Genomic DNA, 19,411 nt, shown 5'->3' with positions numbered 1-19,411 from the left:
AATAAAACCCGGAGACGGCGGACAATGGCGTACCTCCGGCTCCGCTACATACCGCATATGTAGTGGACAATTCGCTGGCGCCGTATCCGTTATCTGTTACCACTCTGTTTACCGTCTATCACGCCCATAAGAACGCGCCACTACGCACCTTCGCGCGAATGGCCGGCAAGCGCGGAAACGGCTTGAAACCGTTGGAATACCGCCGTTTTCGGCATGAAAAAAGGGTTCCGGGCGATTGCCCGAAACCCTTGGTGGCGGAGTCAGAGGGATTCGAACCCTCGAGCCGCTTACGCGACTAACACCTTAGCAGGGTGCCCCTATCGGCCACTCAGGCATGACTCCATGTTACGCATCGAGCGCAACAGCAAACTACTGTACCACGAGTCGTGGATGCGGCGTGCCGCGTGGCGGACATATAAAGTCACATCAGTCACCCTTAGCCGGCGAAGCGTCGCCGGAGAAGGTGACGATTACGGCGAGAATCACCAGTGCAACACCGATCAGTTCGCCGATTCCCGGAACCTCGCCGAACACCAGACCGACTCCCACTGCCACAGCCGGATTGATGGACTGCATGACGGAGAACGTACCGGAGGATGTGCGACGCAGCGTGATCTGCTCCACCACATACGGGATGAACGACGCCAGCAACGAGATCACGAACAGCAACAGCAGCAGTTTCAGCGGGCCGAATGGCTCAAGAGCCCATGTGGCATCGGCTTTGGGATGAATCACATGCTGTACCGCCGGCACGCCGAGAACCATCGATTGCGCCGCCCATCCTATGGTCACGGCGATGCAGAGGTTGTCCAACGAGTTGCCGCCTGCGGCGACCTTCCGTCCGGTGACGATATAGACGCCCCACATCGATCCGCCGATCAGAATGGCAATCAGGCCGATGAGAAAATGTCCGCCGCCCGAAGGATCGGACAACGATATGCCGGCGAGCAGCACCACGCCGACCGCCGCGATGCCGATGCCCAGCCTTTCACGCCAGCTGCGTCCGGTGATCACCGCCACCGACAACGGCCCGATGAACTCGATGGCCACGGCGATGCCCATGTCCATATTGCTGATGGCCACATAGAACATCGTGTTCATCAGGACCAAGGAAACACCCAGCAAGACCAGCAATCCCCAGCTGCGGGCGCTACGGCGGAACAATCGCCCGCGCTTGGCGCGTTGCCACGGCCTGCGCCACAGCAACAGCATCAGCACCATGAATCCCACGCGATACCACACCGAGTAGAGCGGGTCCAGCTGGGTGAAGGCGAGTTTGGCGATGGCCGTCGCCGTGTAGATGATGAGCGCCTCACCGATCACGATCAGCGCCACAGGAACACGATTGAGGATTTCGACCACTATCTTCTTCATGCGGTTCACGCTACTCGGTTTGCCGGGACACCACCAACCGGGCGCATCTCAGGCGCGGACGGCGACATCATGCGGACCTCGCCATGAGACACCTTTCGTTTATGGAAGGATTCATCACGCATCCGGTTCCTACAATGGTGTCTATGAGCAATGCACCGAGGCTGGCCGCAGCCAAACGCGATTGGGGTCATGATGAGACCGGTTGCACGGTGCTGCATATCGATATGGACGCGTTCTATGCCTCGCTTGAGGTGGCGCGCCACCCCGAGCTTGCCGGCAAGCCGGTGATCATCGGCACCGGCCCGCGATCGGTGGTGTCCGCCGCAAGCTACGAGGCGCGACGCTACGGCATCAATTCGGCGATGCCTTCGGCACGGGCCCGGCAACTGTGCCCGAACGGTGTTTTCCTGCCGGTGGATATGCGGTATTACCGCATGATGTCGCATCGCATCATGCACGAGGTGTTCCTCACGGTCACGGACCGTTTCGAGCAGGTGTCGGTGGATGAGGGGTACATGGACGTCTCTGCGGCGCTACTCGCATGGGAAAGACCCAGCGCCATCGGCTCGTGGATACGGCAGCAGGTACAGAAACGCTTCCTTGTGACCTGTTCGGTGGGCATCGCAGCCAACAAGCTCGTGGCCAAAATGGCCTCGACCAACGCCAAGCCGGATGGCATGCTGCTTATTCCGGCGGCCAGATCCGCCGAATTCGTGCAGATGATGCCGTTGCGTGGCATTCCGGGCATCGGTCCATCCTTGGAGAAACGTCTTAACGCGTGGGGCGTGACCTCAGTGGCGCAGCTGGCGGATATGGATGAAACGGCATTGGTGCGCGCCACCGGGTCTACCGCTGCGGCACGTGGCCTGTGGGCGGCTTCCCACGGGCTGGATGCCAGACAGGTCACGCCGGTGCGTGAGGAGAAATCCATCGGATCGGAACGCACGCTGATGCAGGACACCAAGGATATGGCCATGGTGTGCGGACTGTTGCGCTCGGCGTGCGACGAGGTTGCCGGCACGCTTCGACGCAAGCGCTTGCTGGCGCGCACGGTCACGGTGAAGCTGCGGTTTGCCGATCTGAGCTATCAGACCCGTTCATTCACCATGGAACGCCCGACCGACACCGCCGGCGTGCTGTATCCCGTGTGCGTGCGGCAGCTGCGCATCATGCTGGGCATCCCGGCTGATGCTCCTACCGATGTGCCGCTGCCCAAAACCATACGCCTAGCGGGCATGAGCGTCTCTTCGCTCAGCGAGACAGCGTCCACCGCTGTGCAACCCTCCTTGGACGACATGCTCGAAGAGGCCGATGACTCGCGCAACCGAACTGCCCAAACCCGCCGTCATGACGCTGAAGCGGCTTTGGACGCCGTGCGCCGCAGATTCGGAAACCAAGCCGCAAGACTCGGCGTATGACTTCCCACTTTGACGGTTCACATATCGATGCGAATGCGACTCGAACCACAAAGCGCGATGGCACTGACGCTACGCGACTGGTGTACTGCCTCAACAGTTCGTTGACAATGACTACCCCTCAGTCCCGCTTCGCGGGACAGCTCCCCTGACAAGGGGAGCCGATGTACACAGAAGAACAGTCCGACACTTCACGGGGCCAGCTCCCCTGACAAGGGGAGCCGAGAATACAACTTATTTCTGACGCTACGCGACTAGACGCCTGCAGGCGGATTGGATGGCTTCGTCAGTGGCGGTGGCGGAAAACCGCAGGTATGCGGGAGCCCCGTAGAATTCACCCGGGCTGGGAATGATACCGATCTTGGCGAGCTCGGCCATGTCCGTCCAGCAATCGCCGGACTTGGCCTTGACCCAGACGTATAGCGCTCCGGCAGGCATCCGCACCTGATAGCCGTATGCTCCCAAGGCGTCGACCAACCAGGTCAGACGACGATGATAACGTCCCCACTGCTCATGCACGGCGGCTGTATCGCGCAACCCTGCGGCCATGGCCGCCTGGACCGGCCCGGGAATGATCTCACCGATCTGCTTGCGGTATTCGCTCATCTCACGGACCAGACGGTAGTCGCCTGCGATCAATGCCGTGCGATATCCAGCCATGTTCGACTGTTTGGACAGCGAATACAGCACCAGAATGCCGTCGGCGGACCCCTCGCACACCTGCGGGTTCAGCGCGCATGGTGTGGCGGACAGGCTGAACGACTCGGCTGCGGCAGGCTCGTTGGACCCGCCGTCGTCCGACTGCGCTCCGGCACCGGGCATCTTGGCGCGCCCGGAACGCCAATCCATCAGGGCATAGCATTCGTCGGAAAGCACCACTGCACCGATACGACGAGCCGCAGCGACGATTTCCGCCAGCCAATCGGCACCGATGACCTCGCCGGTGGGATTGCACGGCGAGTTCACCCATATGGCCTTGATGTTCGGCTCATCGACCCATGACTCCACATCGGCCACATCATCGACCTTGAGCACCGTGGCCCCGGCAAGTTGAGTGCCGATTTCATACGTCGGATACGAGACCTTGGGCTGCACCACCACATCTCCAGGCCCCAAATGCAGCAGACTGGCCATCAAGGCCACTGCCTCCTTGGACCCGACCGTGGGCACCACGGCCGCGTTAATGGACTTGAGATCCACGCCTCGTATCCGCCTGAACCATGCATCCATGGCTTCTTTGAGATCTGTGGAACCGGCAGTCACCGGATAGCCATGCGCATTGGCCGCATCGGCGGACGCAACCAGTGCCTGCTGCACGCTGGCCGGCACCGGATCGACGGGCGAGCCGACGGAAAGGTCGACCATGCCTCCCGGGGCGGCTTTGGCAGTGGCTTTGTACCCGGCGATACGGGACCAATCGTAGGGGGAGGAATATGCATGGAAACCCATCGGAACCCTTTCTTCAGCGTACTGTATTCACGATATGACGAACCCCCGGCCTCAATGGTCGGGGGTTCGAGATGTGTCGGCCTACTTCTCCTCAGTCAGCTTCGCTGGCAACGCTCCCTCACTGAGGGGAGCCACAGAATCTCATTGATTCTGCGGAGGCAGGGCAGCCACCTGCTCGGGATCCTTGCCGATCGGGCCAGCGGCGGAAGCACCGCCCATGTCACCGACCTCGTTGAAGAAGCTCACTGCGGCATCCTTGTACCAAGCCCACTCATCCGGCAGGTCGTCCTCGTAGAAGATGGCCTCGGTGGGACACACGGGTTCACACGCGCCGCAATCGACGCACTCGTTGGGATTGATGTACAGCGAGCGGGAACCCTCATAGATGCAGTCGACCGGGCACTCGTCCACACATGCCTTGTCCTTGACATCCACGCAAGGCTGGGCAACAACATATGGCATGGAATCCTCCTTGGAAATAACGCTGTGTCAATTCTAGGCTCGCGACCGGACGCGCCCGGCGATCCTCGGCATCCCGGGTACCTCGGCAGAGCGTCAGCCGTTGACTGCCTTATCGGTCTCGGCGGAGAGCTGCTCAGTCAGATCGCCCTTGCCCAGGCGCGCATGCCAATAGCCATAGCCGAAGTAGATGGCGAAACCGACCGCCAGCCACACCACGAAACGAATCCACGTGAGCACGGTAAGGTTCAGCATCAGCCAGAAGTTGGCCAACGCGATCAGGATAGGAATCCAAGGATTGCCCGGCATCTTGAAGGCTCGCGGCAGATCGGGGCGCTTGGCGCGCATGATCGGGATGGAGATGGCCACCAGCGTGAACGCGGAGAGCGTGCCGATGTTCACCATGTCGGAGAGCACGCCGATGTCGAAGAACGCGGCGACAAGCGCCACCACTACGCCCACACCGATCTGCAAACCGGCAGGAGTGCCATGCTTGCCGGTCTTGGACAGGCCTCGCGGCAGCAGGCCGTCACGGCTCATGGCGAACACGATGCGGGTCAAGCCCAGCAGCAGCACCATGACCACGGTGGCGAGCCCCAGCACGATGCCGAAGCTGATGATCTTGGCAGCCCAGTTGGCCCCCACCAGCTCAAATGCGGTGGCGAGCGAGGGGCTGTCCTGCTTGGCGAGGTCCGTGTAGGAAACCATACCGGTGGTCACAATGGCCACAAGCATGTACATCACGATGATCAGGGCCATGCCCACACCGATGCCCAGCGGCACGTTCCTATGCGGGTCCTTGGTTTCCTCGGAGGCGGTGGCCACCACATCGAAGCCGATGAACGCGAAGAACACAAGGGCGGCACCGGACAGGATGCCGGGCACACCGTAGATGGATGGCGTCATGCCTGTGGCCCACTGCCACAACGGCTGTCCCATGGCACCAGCGACGGCGGCGGAGCTCTGCACGCTGTCCGCAGGCTGGCTCGGCGGAACGAACGGCGTGAAGTTCGAGGCCTTGACGTAGAAGAAGCCGACAATCACCACGAAGAACACGATGGCGATCTTGAGCACGGTCATCGCGCCGTCCACACGAGCGCCGATCTTGGTGCCGAACACGAGCAGGACGGTGAAGAACGCCACGATGATGATGGGCGCGACGTCGACGGCAAAACCGCCGATTGTGATGTTGGTGTTGAGGCCCCAACCCATCAGGCGCATGAAATCATTGAGATACACACCCCAGTATTTGGAGATCACCGAACCGGCCATCAGCATCTCCAGGATCAGATCCCAGCCGATGATCCATGCCATGATCTCACCGACCGTGGTATAGGTGAAGGTGTAGGCGGAACCTGCCACCGGAATCATCGAGGCGAATTCCGCATAGCACATCACAGCGGCACCGCAGACAATGCCAGCGATCAGGAAGCTGATGATCACCGCCGGACCGGCATGGAACGCGGCGGCCTGTGCGCCCACGGAGAAGATGCCGGCACCAACGGCCACGGCCACACCCATAATGGACAGATCCCACCACGTCAGGTTGCGCTTGAGCTTGCGGCCCTCTTCACCTGTTTCGGCAATGGTCTGTTCGACGGATTTCGTTCGGAACAGTTGCATAACAGCCTTCTCTTTTCTCTCGAGTACACGGCAGGTGCACGCAAAAATAACGAAATCCGAGTATAGAAGAGGCTGTGTGACTTGTCTATTACCGTTTGCTGCCTGTTATCCGTTTTCGCCGACGAGCAAGACCGCATGCGACAGGATTAGGCAAGACAGGTCAACTCAGACAGGTCGCTCAATCAAGCACGCCCACACATACGGGCTCGGGCACCAGATCGATGCCGAACGCATGCTTCACGGCCTGCTGCACGGCACGGGCCAGACGCTCGATGTCCTTGGCCGTGGCATGTCCGCGATTGGTCAGCGCCAATGTATGCAGAGTCGACAGGCTGGCGGGAGCATCCGGTTCGACGGCGAAGCCCTTATGACATCCGGCATGGTCGATGAGCCATGCGGCGGAAGTCTTTACACCAGGGTCGCCATTGGGGAATGTGGCGCTGAACCTCGGGGCGTCTTCGGGAAGAGCGGCGGCCTGGTCTGCGGTGAGGATCGGATTCATGAAGAACGATCCGCAGCTGTGCCGGTTGTAATCGGGAGCCGGCAGACCTTCGTCATCCTGAGCGATGCCGGCGGCGGCATTCGTATCAGCCAATCGCTTGAGGTCAAGCAATACATTGGATTCCCGCTTGGTGCCCGCCATCTGAGGCGACGCATAGCGGTTGGGGTCCTCGAGCATGCCTTTGGTAGCACGCACCTTGATCACGGCTTCGCGAATATCGCGCGTGGCCATGCGGTCGCCCACTTCGACGCCGAGCGCCTTGGCCAACTGCCCATAGCCCACAGTGCCTTGCGACGAGTGGGTCAACGCAAAGGTCACGGACAGCACCACAAACCGTGGCGTAGGGAAGAATTCGGCCGCCGGATGGCCCGGGCTCTCGTACATGCTCGCCTTGAGTGCGGAATAACGGTAGCCGAAATGAAGATCGGATGGGGTGAGGTCGCGCGTCGTCTTGGTCTTGCGGTCCCACACTTCCACCGATTCGACCGATGTGGCGACCTCCTGCCCGTATGCGCCGATGTTCTGCACCACCGAGGCACCCACAGTGCCGGGGATGCCGGAAAGCCCTTCCACGCCCTCAAGGCCAAGCTCCACGGTGAACGCCACGAAGTCATCCCAGTTGGCACCGGCCTCGGCATTGACATGCACGGTGCGGTCTTGTCCCTCCACAGGAGCCGCCTCGTCAGGCACGGTGATCTGACGACGGGCGTCACGAACCACTACGCCATTGAACGGTTCATCGGCGATAAGCATGTTCGAGCCTCCACCGATGACCACCAGAGGCAGTCCTTTGGAGTCGGCATCTTCGACGGCTTCGATCAGTCCGACGCGTGTGGTCGGTTCAACAAAGTGAGCGATTTCGCCGCCCACGCCCATAGTGGTGATGTCTGCAAAACTGGTCATGGTTCCTTATCCTAGTGCGTGCCGATGCTCGTCTGTCCGTCTGACGCATCACAATGGGGGTGCCGCACGAAAGGGCATACGAAAAACCCGACCGGTTGGGGTCGGGTTTGAAGCGTGATGCTTTGCAGGCAGAGTCTCGAATCAACGAGTCTCGCGGTGCACGGTCTGCTTGCCGCAACGAGGGCAGAACTTCTTGAGTTCAAGACGATCCGGGGTGTTACGACGGTTCTTGGTCGTGATGTAGTTGCGCTCCTTGCACTCGGTGCAGGCCAGCGTGATGCCCGGACGGATGTCGGCGCTCTTAGCCATTCTCATTCACCTCTGTGTTACTAGGTATAGTAAGCGCCCACCGGTTAGCGGGCGCAGTTTGTAGCGAGGAAGAGGCTCGAACTCTTGACCTTACGATTATGAGTCGTACGCTCTAGCCAGCTGAGCTACCCCGCCAGAGAGCCCCGAGTGAGAATTGGACTCACGACCTCTTCCTTACCAAGGAAGTGCTCTACCACTGAGCTATCGGGGCGTGGCGGATAGTGGATTCGAACCACTGAAGCACGAAGCGGCTGATTTACAGTCAGCTCCCTTTGACCGCTTGGGAAATCCGCCAGTCTGTTTCCCGCCGCGGTGTTTGACCTCAACAGGCAACTCGGATATATAAACACATCTGGCGGACGGACGCAACTTTAGGGCGCGCCTCGGCGTGTCGCCACCTTGCCAGAAGGCCGGCTCCCCTTGCAATTCCAAGGGAAACCGGCCTTTCGAACTAACGGCGCGGGATACTATATCCTGAGTCAGGAATTCGTTGACGAATTCACTACCCCTCAGTCCCGCTTCGCGGGCCAGCTCCCCTGACAAGGGGAGCCTCCAATTTATGCGGGATACTAAAAGCCGGCCGCCTTGAGCTTGGAGCACACGTCGATGACCAAGTCGTTGGCCTCCGCCTCGCCGATGGAGATACGGATGCCCTCACCGGAAAAGACGCGTGTGGACAGGCCAGCAGCCAGGAACTGGGCGGCGGCGGCATCGGTCTTCTCACCCAGAGGCAGCCAGAAGAAGTTGGCATACGGCTCCGGGAAATCCCATCCCTGCTTCTTCAGTGCGGCCACCACACGGTTGCGCTCGGAAATAATCGACTTGACCCTGTCGGTCAACTCGTCGTATGCATCCAGGCTGGCAAGCGCGGCGGTCTGCGCCACGTCGGTCACGCCGAACGGAAGCGCCACCTTGCGCATGCCGTCGATCACATCCTCGGGCGCGATGCCGTAACCGATGCGCAGGCCGGCCAGACCGTAGGCCTTGGAGAAGGTGTGGGCGACCACCACATTCGGGAATTCGCGGAACAGGTCCATTGCCACCGACGTGTTGGGATCTGTGTTGAATTGGAAGTAGGCCTCGTCGAACAGCACCAGCACATCTGAGGGTACCGCTTCCATCAGGCGGCGGGCGTCTTCCGCGGCCACCGACGTGGAGGTCGGATTGTTCGGATTGTTGACGATGACCAGGCGAGTCTTCTCATTCACGGCATCGATGAGCCCGTCGATGTCATGCGAGCCGTCCGGCAGGTTGGGCACCTGCACGCTGGTGGCGCCGGCACCGGCCACGATGATCGGATACGCCTCGAAGCTGCGCCACGGGTAAACGACTTCATCACCCGGACCGGCTACAAGCTGCACCAGCTGCGTAATGACTTCGGTGGAGCCGCAACCGAGCACGATGTTCTCCGGCTTGACGCCGATCTCCTCACCGAGGCGCTCCACCACGGCCCAACCGCGCATGTCCGGATAGCGGTTGAGATGCGGCAACGCGTGGCTTTCGATGGCCTTGACCACGCTGGGCAGCGGGTCGAAAGCGTTTTCGTTGCTGGAAACCTTGAAGGAGCGCTGGCCCTCCACCTTGGGAGCCGGCTTCCCCTGTTTGTACGAGGGAATGGTATCGATGATACTGCGATGTTTGAAACTCATGACACCATCCTATACCGTTTTCCTATATGCCGCTCAAAAGGCCCGAATTATAGCGGTTTGCGGGCATTGGGCATCCCTTGCGCGCAATGATGTCCGCTGGCATGCTGGGCACATGACTTCAGATCTTGTACATCACGGCACATCGTTCGACGGCAAGCCATTGGGGTTCGGCACGCTGTCCATCCATCTCGGCAACGGTGTCGACGCCGAAACCGGCGCGATTCGTCGACCCATCACGCTGGCCAACGCCTATGCGTTGCCCTATGACCCATCCGACATCAACTGGTCCAGCTCGGACGTGAACCTCTACACCCGCAACGGGCATCCGAACCAGCGCTATCTCGAAGAAAAGCTCGCCAGGCTCGAAGGCACCGAAGACGCAGTGGTGCTGGCCTCCGGAGTCGCCGTCCTCGCCGCCACATTCACCACATTCCTCAATCGTGGCGACCACGCGATCTTCTCCGACACCACGTATATCGCCGCCTACCGCCTGCTCAACCAGATCCTGCCGGAGAAGTATGGCATCGAAACCACCATCGTGGACACCTCGGACCCACAGAACGTGGCCGATGCTCTCCGCCCGAACACCAAACTGGTGCATATAGAGACACCGGCCAACCCGACACTCAAGGTGTCCGACATCAAGGCCATCGCCGCGCTGGTGCATGAGCATGGCGAGCACACCGGCACCGAAACGCTGGTGAGCGTGGACAACACGTTCAACACGCCATACAACGTTCGTCCCATCGACTTGGGCGCGGACATCGTCATCGAATCGCTGACCAAATACATCAATGGCCACGGCGATGCCCTCGGCGGCGTAATCGCCACCACCAAGGAGCGCACCAATGCAATCCGCTTCACCGCGCAGGTGAATTTCGGCGGCATCATCTCCCCGTTCAACGCCTGGCTCATCAACCGCGGCTCGGTGACGCTGCCGTTGCGCATCCGCCAGCACAATGCTTCGGCACTGGCCATTGCCAAGCATCTCGAATCCATTCCGTCAGTGCGCTTCGTAGCGTATCCGGGATTGGAATCGCACCCGCATCACGACGTGGCGGTCAGCGAACTGGCCCGACCCGACTCCGGGTTCGGCGGCGTGCTGGCGTTCGGGCTGGATACTGACCATGACGGACATAACCGGTTCGTCTCGAAGCTCAACGTGATCACCTCAGCCGTGTCGTTGGGCCATGATGAGTCTCTAATCGTGTTCCTCGGCGAGGATGACGAGCGCCAGTACCTGTATCCGCCGGAATTCCACCGCGGCTTCTTCCGTCTGGCCGTGGGCCTTGAGGATACGGATGATCTGATCCGCGACATCGACCACGCGCTGTCCGAATCCGGCTTCGCGGTTCAGTGAAGGTCCACGGACAATATCTAGTGGTCTGTCTCGCTCATATTCTGTCTCTCCCCCAGTCAGCTACGCTGACAGCCCCCTCGTCAGAGGGGGCCAAAATAACACCGTCGTTTCCAGCGCAGCAAATGGCACGCTGGCATTAGTCCTTGCGCTTCGTCAGCATCCAGAAGGATTGAAGCCTTTCGGCTAGGTCTTTCACCGGTTCAGGCGTGCCTCCGAAGGCGAGGGCCGTGACATTGCGCGCGACGGTTGTCGCGATGTCGGCGCAATCAGGGTATCGGCTGGCCATCTCATTGGCTATGTCCATATCCGTGTCGGTCGGCTTGGCGTGGCGGACCACCCTCCGCATCTCTCGCCATGCCGCACGCCATGCCTCGGCCGCAAGCTTCCGATCGCCATCGTCGGCCGCAGCGCGGGAGATGACGCCCAGCACACGTCTGCGCCGCAGATACCGCCAGAGTTTCGGCGAGCCGACACCGGCGCCAGCCAGCACCAGAGCCAGAAGAACCGCAGCCAGAATGCGCAGCCATATCGGCCAGGCCATGAACCGATCGACTGCCAGGGTCCAAAGGCTGCCAGATGTACCGGAGCCGGTAGCGGCGGCCTGCTGGTCCTCGGTCGAATCGGCGGCATCGGAGGACTGGTCCTGGCTTTCGGCATCCTCGCCCGCCGAGGCGTCATCCTGAGACGAATCGGGTGTCACCGTCGTCTCGGGCGCCGTGGTGGTATCACTGGAATCACCGGTGTCCGAGGAGTCAGCTGAAGCCTCATCGGATGATGCCGAACCGTTTTCGGTGGTGGCGGGCGTCACATCGAACGGCACCCAGCCCACACCATCCAGATAGGCTTCCACCCAAGCGTGCAGTTGCTTGGACTGCACGGCGAAGTAGCCGTCATCATCGCGCGGTTCGACGCCTGCGTTGTAGCCGATGGCGATGCGCGTCGGCACGCCGAGCGCACGGCCGAGCACGGCGAGTGCGGAGGCATAATGCTGGCAGTATCCGGAATGGCCACCGTCTGGATTGAGGAAATCGTCGATGATGTGAAGATTGTCCCGACCGTCGCCGTCCGGGGCGTCCAGCGAATAGGTGAACTTGTTCTCCGGTTTGGTGAAGTAGTCCACAAGCCACCGCATGGCGCGCAACTGGTCGTCATAGGTGCTGCCGGTGATGGGTATGCCTGCGGCCTGCGCCTGCGCGATGACTGATCGGATGTTGTCCGGCAGCTCCTTGGGCAGCGACGTATACCGGTCCTCGTGGGCACGGCTGTCGCTGTACTCCACAAGCCGTTGCACGCGTTCGCGATATTCAGGGTTGTACGAGGTGGTGCTGCCCGGAATCGTCGTCATGGAGCTCAGGTTGGGGATGGCCTGCTGCAGCACACCGAACGCCTGCCGGTCCCACTGCATATCGTGTGTATGGAATGTGGAGATGCCATCCTCGAAATCGGTATCGGTGTCCTCTACATCCAGCGGGAATGCCAGCACCGAGGAGTCACCCCCCGAGCCGTCGCCAAGGTAATAATCATCCTTGCCCAATCCGAGCTGGCTGATGACCGTTTTGTTGAACGCGATACTGCCGGGCATGGTATACCGTTGCCCCTGCGCGGTGGTCACCTCGCCGCTGTCCTTGCCGCTGACCGAGCCAAGGTCCCACCCCGAAGGACCGGTGACCGCGCCATCAGTACCTATACGGACCCGTACCAGCAGGAAATCGCCATCGATCTCCCCCAATCCTGTGTTCGGCAGATTGCGTCGCGCCCGGCTCCATGCCTCACGCTGGGCATCGGAGACCTGCGCGTCATCGCCCATGATGCCGTCGCGCGCATCGACAATGGTCGACAGCTGGCTGAAGCCCTGAGCGTTGGTGATGGGGTCTATTACCGTGCCATACGCCATATATCGCGTATCCGTCGAAGTGCCGTTCTCACGATTGTAGATGGTGCCGTCCTGATACTGCAGCCAATCCCCTCCCGCGCCCTCGACATAGGTGACGCCGCTTGGCACCGGAAGGAATCGGGATTTGAACGCGCCGATGCGGATATTGGCATTGACCATGAACCGTTCCATCGTATCGGAGCTTGTGGTCGCCACGTTATAGCCTCTATAGCCATATACGTCCATGTAGGCGGCAAGCGGGCTGAAGCTGAAACGTTGCCGGCGGGTGAGCTCGTTGTCGCTGTCCCGTCCAAGCTGAATGCCAGAGCCGTACAGACCCGCATCCAATGCGAAATCCTGGTCATAGCCCCAGGTGTCACCGTTGAAATCGTCGAGCGAGGTCAGACGCAGGTACAGGCGTTTGTAGGCCTGGTAGGTGAGCACGGTGGCGCTTGAACCGGCTGTGATGTTGCGTTTGAGGTCGATCATCGGGCTGACGGTGTTCGATGTGAACATGCCACCGCCCTCCCCAATGGATAGCGGCACCCGGTAGGCGAGTTCGTACGCCGGACCGGTCAGAGGCAGGGTGACGGCGACCGCAAGCGCAGCGGCGAGAAGCGGCGAGGCGTCGAGCGCGACAGCCGGCATCGCGAATCGGCGAGACGCTGCGACACGGCCGGGTTGATGCGCGCCGCCCATCTGCGTTCGCGCCCCCGACGGCACGGCAAATCCTGCACCGCCATGCATCTGCTGCGGAAAGGCCGCCCACAACGCACACGGGAAAGCCCCGACGACGAGCCCTATGGCCCATAACGGTGCCGTATGTCCTGCGAGCGCATAGTCGGCGGCAAGCGCGACGACGGGCAGTACCGCCATAACGGGAATGGACGCACGCCAGACCAGAATCACACGGATCACCATGGCGATGGCGGCGATCAGCACGGTCAGGAACAGATCGGATCGCTCGGACACGTTCAGTGGCGGCAACTGCAGGTTGAGCTCGTCGAACCCGGTCTCGAAGTCGACTGTGAAGGCGTTGAATGACGCGGACAGCTTACCCGGCACGGTGCTGGGCGCATCACCGTACTGGGTCGATTGCCAGATGGCCCCAAGCTGGGTTCGCAACTGAATGACTGTAAGCAGCGCCGCAGCGATCAGCGTGATGGCGGCGAACCCGGCAAGCCTTGCGACCGGTCGAGTGTCGCGCAAACGCACCACAGAGCTGCGCGGCTGCGTCTGCGAAGAAGAAGAGGAGACGCGCGGTTTGGGCCACAGCACGCCCAGCGCATATCCGACAGCCGTATCCACGGCGATCAGCGCGAACAACGCCGCCGCGAACCACATCCACATGCGCGGTGGAGACATAAGGCCGGAGACGCCCTTGAGCGCCGCGCCGAAGAAGAACATCAACGCCACGGCCCCTGCGATTCCAGGCATGATGGCAGCCAGCCGATGGCGTATTCCGCGCGGCGCGCGGGTCTCCACACGAGATGCAGTCCGACCGGCATGTAGGTCGAATGCGCTCCTCACCGGCGTCAGGTCGATGGTTCGATACGTGGCGGTCTCGTCCTGCCGGAGCACTGGAGCATCGAGCATGGTCGTGTCGTCGGCGGTCGGCAAGCGGCGCAACGCACTTGCCAGAGCCTGATCATCGGACGCATCACATGCGATGATACGGACCAGCCCATGGCTGTTCATGGCCAGTCTGCCAATAGTCGCAGCCCGGGCTGCGGCTGACGGGGCATCGGCTGACGGGTCATCGGCCGCATCGGCCGCATGATCATGCGGCTTTACCGCGGGCGGCATCACCTGCACTGCGGCAAGGAATCGTTCGACCGCTTCGATGCCTTCATGGCTGTGCACGCCATCCGAGATGATAAGCCGCTCGGATGTCGTCCGCGTCCCGTGCTGTCGCACGGCATGCACCCATGGCATCAGGGCGTTGACTTCAGCATCCAGCTGTTCGGGGGTCGCGTCAATGGTATTGATCACGAACACCGCGGTGGCGCGAGTATCACGGCTGGACTCCCGTGTCATCAGCTCGCCACGATGCGCGGTATGACGCCAGGAAATGAGCTTGAGCGGGTCGCCGGGCACGTAGGCTCGCACACCACCCGAGAGCTCGGATTGACTGGCTCCCGCCCGGTGTCTGTCCACACCTGAGGCCCCGTGCGCTGTCCGCTCCTGCACATCAGGCAACCGCAGCGTCTCCCCTTGCGCGGGCAGTATCTTCCGCGCAGCGAACAGGCCCAATGGTGAGCGCCATCTCACCTCCACACCGACTGTCAAATACAGTCCGCGGCGCTCGGGCACCTTGCCCGTCAGACGTGCCGTCACCTTGCCGTTCTGGTCACGTTGCTCGATCTGGCGGACTGCTTCGGGCGAGCCCAGCGCAAGCCATCCGAACCATTGCGCGATGATGAATCCCAGCGAACAAACCATGACGACGGCGATGGCGACGACGGCATCCATCAGTGTCCGGTCATCGAGCAGCAGACCGGCGAAGCAGCAGACCGCACCGGCTGCCGTCAGCATCAGCCCGGCCAACGTCGGACGGATGAGCCCGTGACGGTGGAATCGTGTGCCCATGGCCATCAGACGCCCTCCCATGCCCCTCACACGCGCGGCACTGCGGTGGAGGCTACGATGTCTTCGACGACAGAGCGGGCGCGAGACATCGCCCCGGCATCGATTCCGGCATCATCCAGCACCAGACGATGTGCGAGCACCGGCACGGCGAGTTCCCGCACATCATCGGGCAGCACATAATCACGTCTGGCGATGAACGCACGCGCGCGAGCCATCGCCGCCAGATGCAGGCTGGCACGCGGCGAGGCACCATAGCGCACACCATCATGGGAGCGCGTGGCCCTGGTGAGCGTCACCAGATAATCGGCCACGGGCCCGGCAAGCCGCACGTCGCGGACCGCGGAACGCATATCGGCCGCCTGTTCGGCGCTGCATACCTGACTCACCCGGTCCAGCGGATTCGACCAGTCGGTCGCTATGAGCATGGCTGCCTCAGCCTCGGCTGACGGATATCCAAAGCTCGTGCAAGCCATGAAACGGTCGAGCTGGGCTTCCGGCAACGGATATGTGCCCTCCAATTCAATCGGATTCTGTGTGGCGATCACCAGATACGGGTCTGGCAACGGATGACTGACCCCGTCCACACTGACCTGCCCTTCGTTCATGGCTTCCAGCATGGCGGATTGGGTTTTAGGGTTGGCGCGATTGATCTCGTCGGCGATGACGATGTTGGCGAACAGCGGGCCGGGATGGAATTCGAAATCATGCGCATCCCGCGCATAGATGCTGACACCGGTCAGATCACTGGGCAGAAGATCAGGTGTGAACTGGATGCGGCTGGCTTGGCCGCCTATAGCCTGCCCCATGGCACGAGCCAATGTGGTCTTGCCGACTCCCGGCACATCCTCAAGCAGCAGATGTCCGCCAGCAGCAAACGTGGTGACCACCAGATCGATGACCTCGCGCGAACTGGACAGTGCAGACTCCAAGGTATCGGCGATGCGGACAAGCTGGTCTGCGGAAACGGTGGCACTGGCGCTCATGACAGCCTCTTTCATAGCGACTTCAATCCGCTACCCAGTGTACGTGCAGCGCGCCGGAAGCCTCAACTACGCTATGAGCGAGCACAGGTTTCCCTCACCCAACTACCCTCAGCAAACGTACACTACGCCGGCCTCAGCGTACGTTTAGTGCGGTAAGGCGAGAGGATGACGGGACGGAATGCGCAGGAGAGGGCGGAATGACAAGACCCCGGCTGTTCGGATGAACAACCGGGGTCTCATGCAGCGATAACGACCAACTGTGGACGTTACTCAGCCAGCGTCACTCAGCCAAGGATGGCGAGCACATCGCGAGAGCTGACGATGAGGTAATCCTCACCCTCGTAGTGCACCTCGGTGCCGCCGTACTTGGAGTACAGAATCTTGTCGCCGACCTTGACATCCATCGGGATGCGCTCGCCCTTGTCATCGCGACGGCCGGGGCCGACAGCCAGCACTTCGCCCTGCTGCGGCTTCTCCTTGGCGTTGTCCGGAATGTAGAGGCCGGATGCGGTCTGGGTCTGGGCTTCCGCCTGCTTGACGATGATCTTGTCTTCCAACGGTGTGAGCTTAATCGACACTGTGGGTCACCTCGTATCTCTATAGTTCAGTTCGATAATACCGCGCCAGAACGTCTCAAGAGGCTGACGATCACTTGCGTTGTCCCTTTGCGCTAGGACTTATGGTAGCGCGATTATTAGCACTCTGCCAACTCGAGTGCTAACGCTGTGAGAGAAAAACGATGCCAATCAGTTACCCCGACGGGCGAGGATGGAATCAAGCCCCACGCTCAGCGAATCGGAAGTCGCCGCCGGAGCCTCCACTTCGGCATGCTCCTCGCGCTCCCGGAAGGATTCCGCCTGTTCGGCCTGGGCGGCTGCATCCGCACCGCTCGCCTCATCCGCGCCAGCCCCATCATCCGAACCAATCTTGGACTCGGCAGACGATTCAGCCTTCTCCGCCGCCTGCGCATCATCCGCAGCCTTGGCGGCACGCGCCTCATCGATCAATCGCTCAGCCACTTCCGGCGCCACGGGCTCAGCCTTGGACACCTGACGAGTGGACTTGATCTCCAGGCTTTCCGGCGCATTGCCCTCGTTGCGCGGTTCGCCGAGCGAGAACGAAATAAGATCCTGCGAGGTGGCCATGTCGAATACGTCCAACGCACGGGCCGGCGTGACCGACGCCAATTCGGATGTGGCGTCACTCATCTCTTGGTCACGCTCGTCGCGCACGGTGAGGGATGGTTCGGTGGCAGAAGCACGCTTCGTATCCTCTTCGGCTGGAGTGTGCCGGCTGGACTGTGCATCGGCTTGGTCCGGCGTCTCGGCATGAATCGAATCCGCTGACGGCGAGGACTGCAGCGAAGCCACCTCGGCCACCGCTTCGGACTGGTTCTCGCGGCGCTGACGTTCGCGCTCCGCCTTGGCTTTGGCCTGCTCGACCTCCGCCGCACGCAGCACACGACGAATCTGGCGTTGTTCCATCACTTCGGTAGAGGTCTCATCGGGCATCTGACGCCGAACACCCTTATCCACGACGACTGCGGCCTTGGAATCACCGGCATCACTGCGGTCAGCGGATTCCGACCGAGAGCCAGCCACTTCGGCAGTCGCCTGATCGCGCTTGGAGTCCTGCGTCACCTGAGGCGTACGGGCACGCGCATGCGTGCGCTCATAGCGCCGCACCTTACGCTCCCATTCACGGGCCTGACGCGCCGCATTGGCGCCCAAAGCCAATACCACAACCGTCAGGGCGAACGGAATCAACGCGAACAGCGGGCTGAAATGCAACGCCAGACCCAGCACCACCACCAGTACCGTTAAGGCAAGCAATGCACCGACAAGAATCTGACGGCGTCTGATGGACTGCCTGCGCAGTTCACGCACATGCGCGATATGCGCCGGTGTCAGTTTTCCTGACGTTGTAGATACTGGCATTGCTGCCCCTTTCGCCTCACGCGGCTTGACATCGCCGAATCGTCTGCCGTCCGCCGCCTCCACTATGCGCAGCGAGGGAGAGTAGCGATCCTGCCGGTGTTCGGCTGCACGCTTCATACCGTTGGCCGTACGCGCAGGCAGCCATACGGCGACTACGATCACCGCTATCACCAGCACGATAACTGTGCTTAGTGACTCGTAACCCATAGAGTCAAGAATAGGAGACCCACCGACGAACTGGCAGGTTCAGCTACGGGCGTGTCGAACCAGACGACCCATGCAGCAATCGCTCAGTGAACCCTTGTCCGGCGTCCTCGGCCAACATCGCGAAGGTCACATGGTCACGCCACTGACCGTTGACATAAATGTATCGTTCGCGCAATCCCTCATGATGCGCACCCACTTTGCGCACCACCGCCAGCGAGCGCGCGTTATCGGGCAGAATGGCGATTTCCAGACGATGCAGAGCCGGACCGAACGGATCGGTCAACGCCCAGTCGGCAAGCATGGCGAGCGCCATAGGGGCGAAGCCGTGGCCCGCGTAGCGTTGGTCGACCCAGTATCCGACCACACCGGTGCGCATCGAGCCGTAGGAGATCGCACCCAAGGAGATCTGCCCGACGATGCGCATCTGGTATTCGATGGCGAACAAAGCGCCTATGCCATGCTGCTCGTTGCGACGCTGGCGTTGAATCCATTGGTTGAACGTGATGGATCCGCCATGCATCGGATCGCCCGACTCCCAAGGCGCCAGCCATGCGTTGTTGCGCCAGCGGACCTCATCCCAGGCATCCTCGTCATCCATGGTCAGCGGGCGCAGCACGATAGGGCAACCGGCATGGGTCAGGCGGGGCATGCGAATCTGGTTGTCGGGGTGAAGCGCTTCTTTGATGGATCGGAAAACTGACACGGCCCTTATTGTAGCCACGTATCGACATGACGAATGATGCATGACGAATGATGCCCCAGGTGCGATATGTTGTGCG

At 61.2% G+C, this 19,411-nt stretch carries 14 protein-coding genes and 4 tRNA genes; 2 read left to right on the top strand and 16 right to left on the bottom strand.

Translation table 11 applies throughout. The annotated features are described in order from the left end of the window. Positions 1-252: 252 nt before the first annotated feature. Positions 253-342: transfer RNA gene (locus tag BW14_RS09175), tRNA-Ser, on the bottom strand. A gap of 84 nt (positions 343-426) precedes the next feature. After that, the gene (locus BW14_RS09170) at positions 427-1,374 is read right to left on the bottom strand and encodes a DMT family transporter (RefSeq protein WP_044089128.1); all 948 of its coding nucleotides are present in this window, start codon (positions 1,372-1,374) and stop codon (positions 427-429) included. Between the two features lie 143 nt (positions 1,375-1,517). Here BW14_RS09170 and dinB point away from each other — a divergent pair, with 143 nt between their 5' ends. Beyond that, positions 1,518-2,792, top strand: coding sequence for a DNA polymerase IV (dinB, locus tag BW14_RS09165; protein WP_044089129.1), 1,275 nt, complete (start codon positions 1,518-1,520; stop codon positions 2,790-2,792). Positions 2,793-3,035: 243 nt separating this feature from the next. On the opposite strand, the gene dapC is transcribed toward dinB, so the two are convergent. From dapC to BW14_RS09120, 9 genes are all read right to left on the bottom strand, one after another. Continuing rightward, positions 3,036-4,238: a succinyldiaminopimelate transaminase gene (gene dapC / locus BW14_RS09160; RefSeq protein WP_044089130.1), complete on the bottom strand. Its 1,203-nt coding sequence runs from the start codon at positions 4,236-4,238 to the stop codon at positions 3,036-3,038. A 141-nt stretch (positions 4,239-4,379) separates the two neighbouring features. After that, positions 4,380-4,700 (bottom strand): ferredoxin, encoded by a 321-nt coding sequence (fdxA, locus tag BW14_RS09155; RefSeq protein ID WP_044089131.1) that lies wholly within the window; start codon positions 4,698-4,700, stop codon positions 4,380-4,382. Between the two features lie 93 nt (positions 4,701-4,793). Next, entirely contained in the window at positions 4,794-6,320 is a 1,527-nt protein-coding gene (locus BW14_RS09150; protein ID WP_044089132.1) for an amino acid permease, read from the bottom strand. 178 nt (positions 6,321-6,498) lie between these two features. Next, positions 6,499-7,725 (bottom strand): UDP-N-acetylmuramate dehydrogenase, encoded by a 1,227-nt coding sequence (locus BW14_RS09145; protein ID WP_044089133.1) that lies wholly within the window; start codon positions 7,723-7,725, stop codon positions 6,499-6,501. A gap of 141 nt (positions 7,726-7,866) precedes the next feature. Continuing rightward, the gene (gene rpmG / locus BW14_RS09140) at positions 7,867-8,034 is read right to left on the bottom strand and encodes a 50S ribosomal protein L33 (RefSeq protein WP_007053013.1); all 168 of its coding nucleotides are present in this window, start codon (positions 8,032-8,034) and stop codon (positions 7,867-7,869) included. 61 nt (positions 8,035-8,095) lie between these two features. Further along, positions 8,096-8,169: transfer RNA gene (locus BW14_RS09135), tRNA-Met, on the bottom strand. A 4-nt stretch (positions 8,170-8,173) separates the two neighbouring features. Continuing rightward, positions 8,174-8,245, bottom strand: a tRNA-Thr gene (locus BW14_RS09130). A 1-nt stretch (position 8,246) separates the two neighbouring features. Next, a tRNA-Tyr gene (locus tag BW14_RS09125) sits at positions 8,247-8,328 on the bottom strand. Between the two features lie 275 nt (positions 8,329-8,603). Beyond that, a complete protein-coding gene (locus tag BW14_RS09120; protein ID WP_044089134.1) occupies positions 8,604-9,683 on the bottom strand; it encodes a histidinol-phosphate transaminase in 1,080 nt (359 codons plus the stop codon). A 112-nt stretch (positions 9,684-9,795) separates the two neighbouring features. Here BW14_RS09120 and BW14_RS09115 point away from each other — a divergent pair, with 112 nt between their 5' ends. Continuing rightward, positions 9,796-11,043: a PLP-dependent aspartate aminotransferase family protein gene (locus BW14_RS09115; protein WP_044089135.1), complete on the top strand. Its 1,248-nt coding sequence runs from the start codon at positions 9,796-9,798 to the stop codon at positions 11,041-11,043. A 136-nt stretch (positions 11,044-11,179) separates the two neighbouring features. Here the strand turns inward: BW14_RS09115 and BW14_RS09110 are convergent, their stop codons facing one another. From BW14_RS09110 to BW14_RS09090, 5 genes are all read right to left on the bottom strand, one after another. Next, entirely contained in the window at positions 11,180-15,511 is a 4,332-nt protein-coding gene (locus BW14_RS09110; protein ID WP_181161724.1) for a transglutaminase domain-containing protein, read from the bottom strand. Positions 15,512-15,531: 20 nt separating this feature from the next. Continuing rightward, positions 15,532-16,488: a MoxR family ATPase gene (locus BW14_RS09105; protein WP_044089166.1), complete on the bottom strand. Its 957-nt coding sequence runs from the start codon at positions 16,486-16,488 to the stop codon at positions 15,532-15,534. Positions 16,489-16,772: 284 nt separating this feature from the next. Next, the gene (gene groES, locus BW14_RS09100; protein WP_044089138.1) at positions 16,773-17,066 is read right to left on the bottom strand and encodes a co-chaperone GroES; all 294 of its coding nucleotides are present in this window, start codon (positions 17,064-17,066) and stop codon (positions 16,773-16,775) included. A 168-nt stretch (positions 17,067-17,234) separates the two neighbouring features. Further along, entirely contained in the window at positions 17,235-18,632 is a 1,398-nt protein-coding gene (locus tag BW14_RS09095; protein WP_140462810.1) for a magnesium transporter, read from the bottom strand. Between the two features lie 43 nt (positions 18,633-18,675). Then, positions 18,676-19,377 carry a GNAT family N-acetyltransferase gene (locus BW14_RS09090; protein ID WP_140490363.1) on the bottom strand — a complete coding sequence of 234 codons (702 nt, stop codon included), beginning with the start codon at positions 19,375-19,377 and terminating at the stop codon, positions 18,676-18,678. Between the last annotated feature and the right edge of the window lie 34 nt (positions 19,378-19,411).

The organism is Bifidobacterium sp. UTBIF-68, assembly GCF_006408855.1.
GTDB classification, from domain to species: Bacteria; Actinomycetota; Actinomycetes; order Actinomycetales; family Bifidobacteriaceae; genus Bifidobacterium; species Bifidobacterium reuteri.
This window is presented reverse-complemented; position numbering and strand designations above follow the sequence as displayed.

Bases quoted from the DNA above. Each gene is read 5' to 3' on its own strand.
- dapC (WP_044089130.1), bottom strand. From the start codon at position 4,238: ATGGGTTTCCATGCATATTCCTCCCCCTACGATTGGTCCCGTATCGCC.
- dinB (WP_044089129.1), top strand. From the start codon at position 1,518: ATGAGCAATGCACCGAGGCTGGCCGCAGCCAAACGCGATTGGGGTCAT.
- BW14_RS09145 (WP_044089133.1), bottom strand. From the start codon at position 7,725: ATGACCAGTTTTGCAGACATCACCACTATGGGCGTGGGCGGCGAAATC.
- BW14_RS09095 (WP_140462810.1), bottom strand. From the start codon at position 18,632: ATGGGTTACGAGTCACTAAGCACAGTTATCGTGCTGGTGATAGCGGTG.
- fdxA (WP_044089131.1), bottom strand. From the start codon at position 4,700: ATGCCATATGTTGTTGCCCAGCCTTGCGTGGATGTCAAGGACAAGGCA.
- BW14_RS09120 (WP_044089134.1), bottom strand. From the start codon at position 9,683: ATGAGTTTCAAACATCGCAGTATCATCGATACCATTCCCTCGTACAAA.
- BW14_RS09105 (WP_044089166.1), bottom strand. From the start codon at position 16,488: ATGAGCGCCAGTGCCACCGTTTCCGCAGACCAGCTTGTCCGCATCGCC.
- BW14_RS09115 (WP_044089135.1), top strand. From the start codon at position 9,796: ATGACTTCAGATCTTGTACATCACGGCACATCGTTCGACGGCAAGCCA.
- rpmG (WP_007053013.1), bottom strand. From the start codon at position 8,034: ATGGCTAAGAGCGCCGACATCCGTCCGGGCATCACGCTGGCCTGCACC.
- BW14_RS09090 (WP_140490363.1), bottom strand. From the start codon at position 19,377: ATGCATCATTCGTCATGTCGATACGTGGCTACAATAAGGGCCGTGTCA.
- BW14_RS09170 (WP_044089128.1), bottom strand. From the start codon at position 1,374: ATGAAGAAGATAGTGGTCGAAATCCTCAATCGTGTTCCTGTGGCGCTG.
- BW14_RS09150 (WP_044089132.1), bottom strand. From the start codon at position 6,320: ATGCAACTGTTCCGAACGAAATCCGTCGAACAGACCATTGCCGAAACA.
- BW14_RS09110 (WP_181161724.1), bottom strand. From the start codon at position 15,511: ATGGCCATGGGCACACGATTCCACCGTCACGGGCTCATCCGTCCGACG.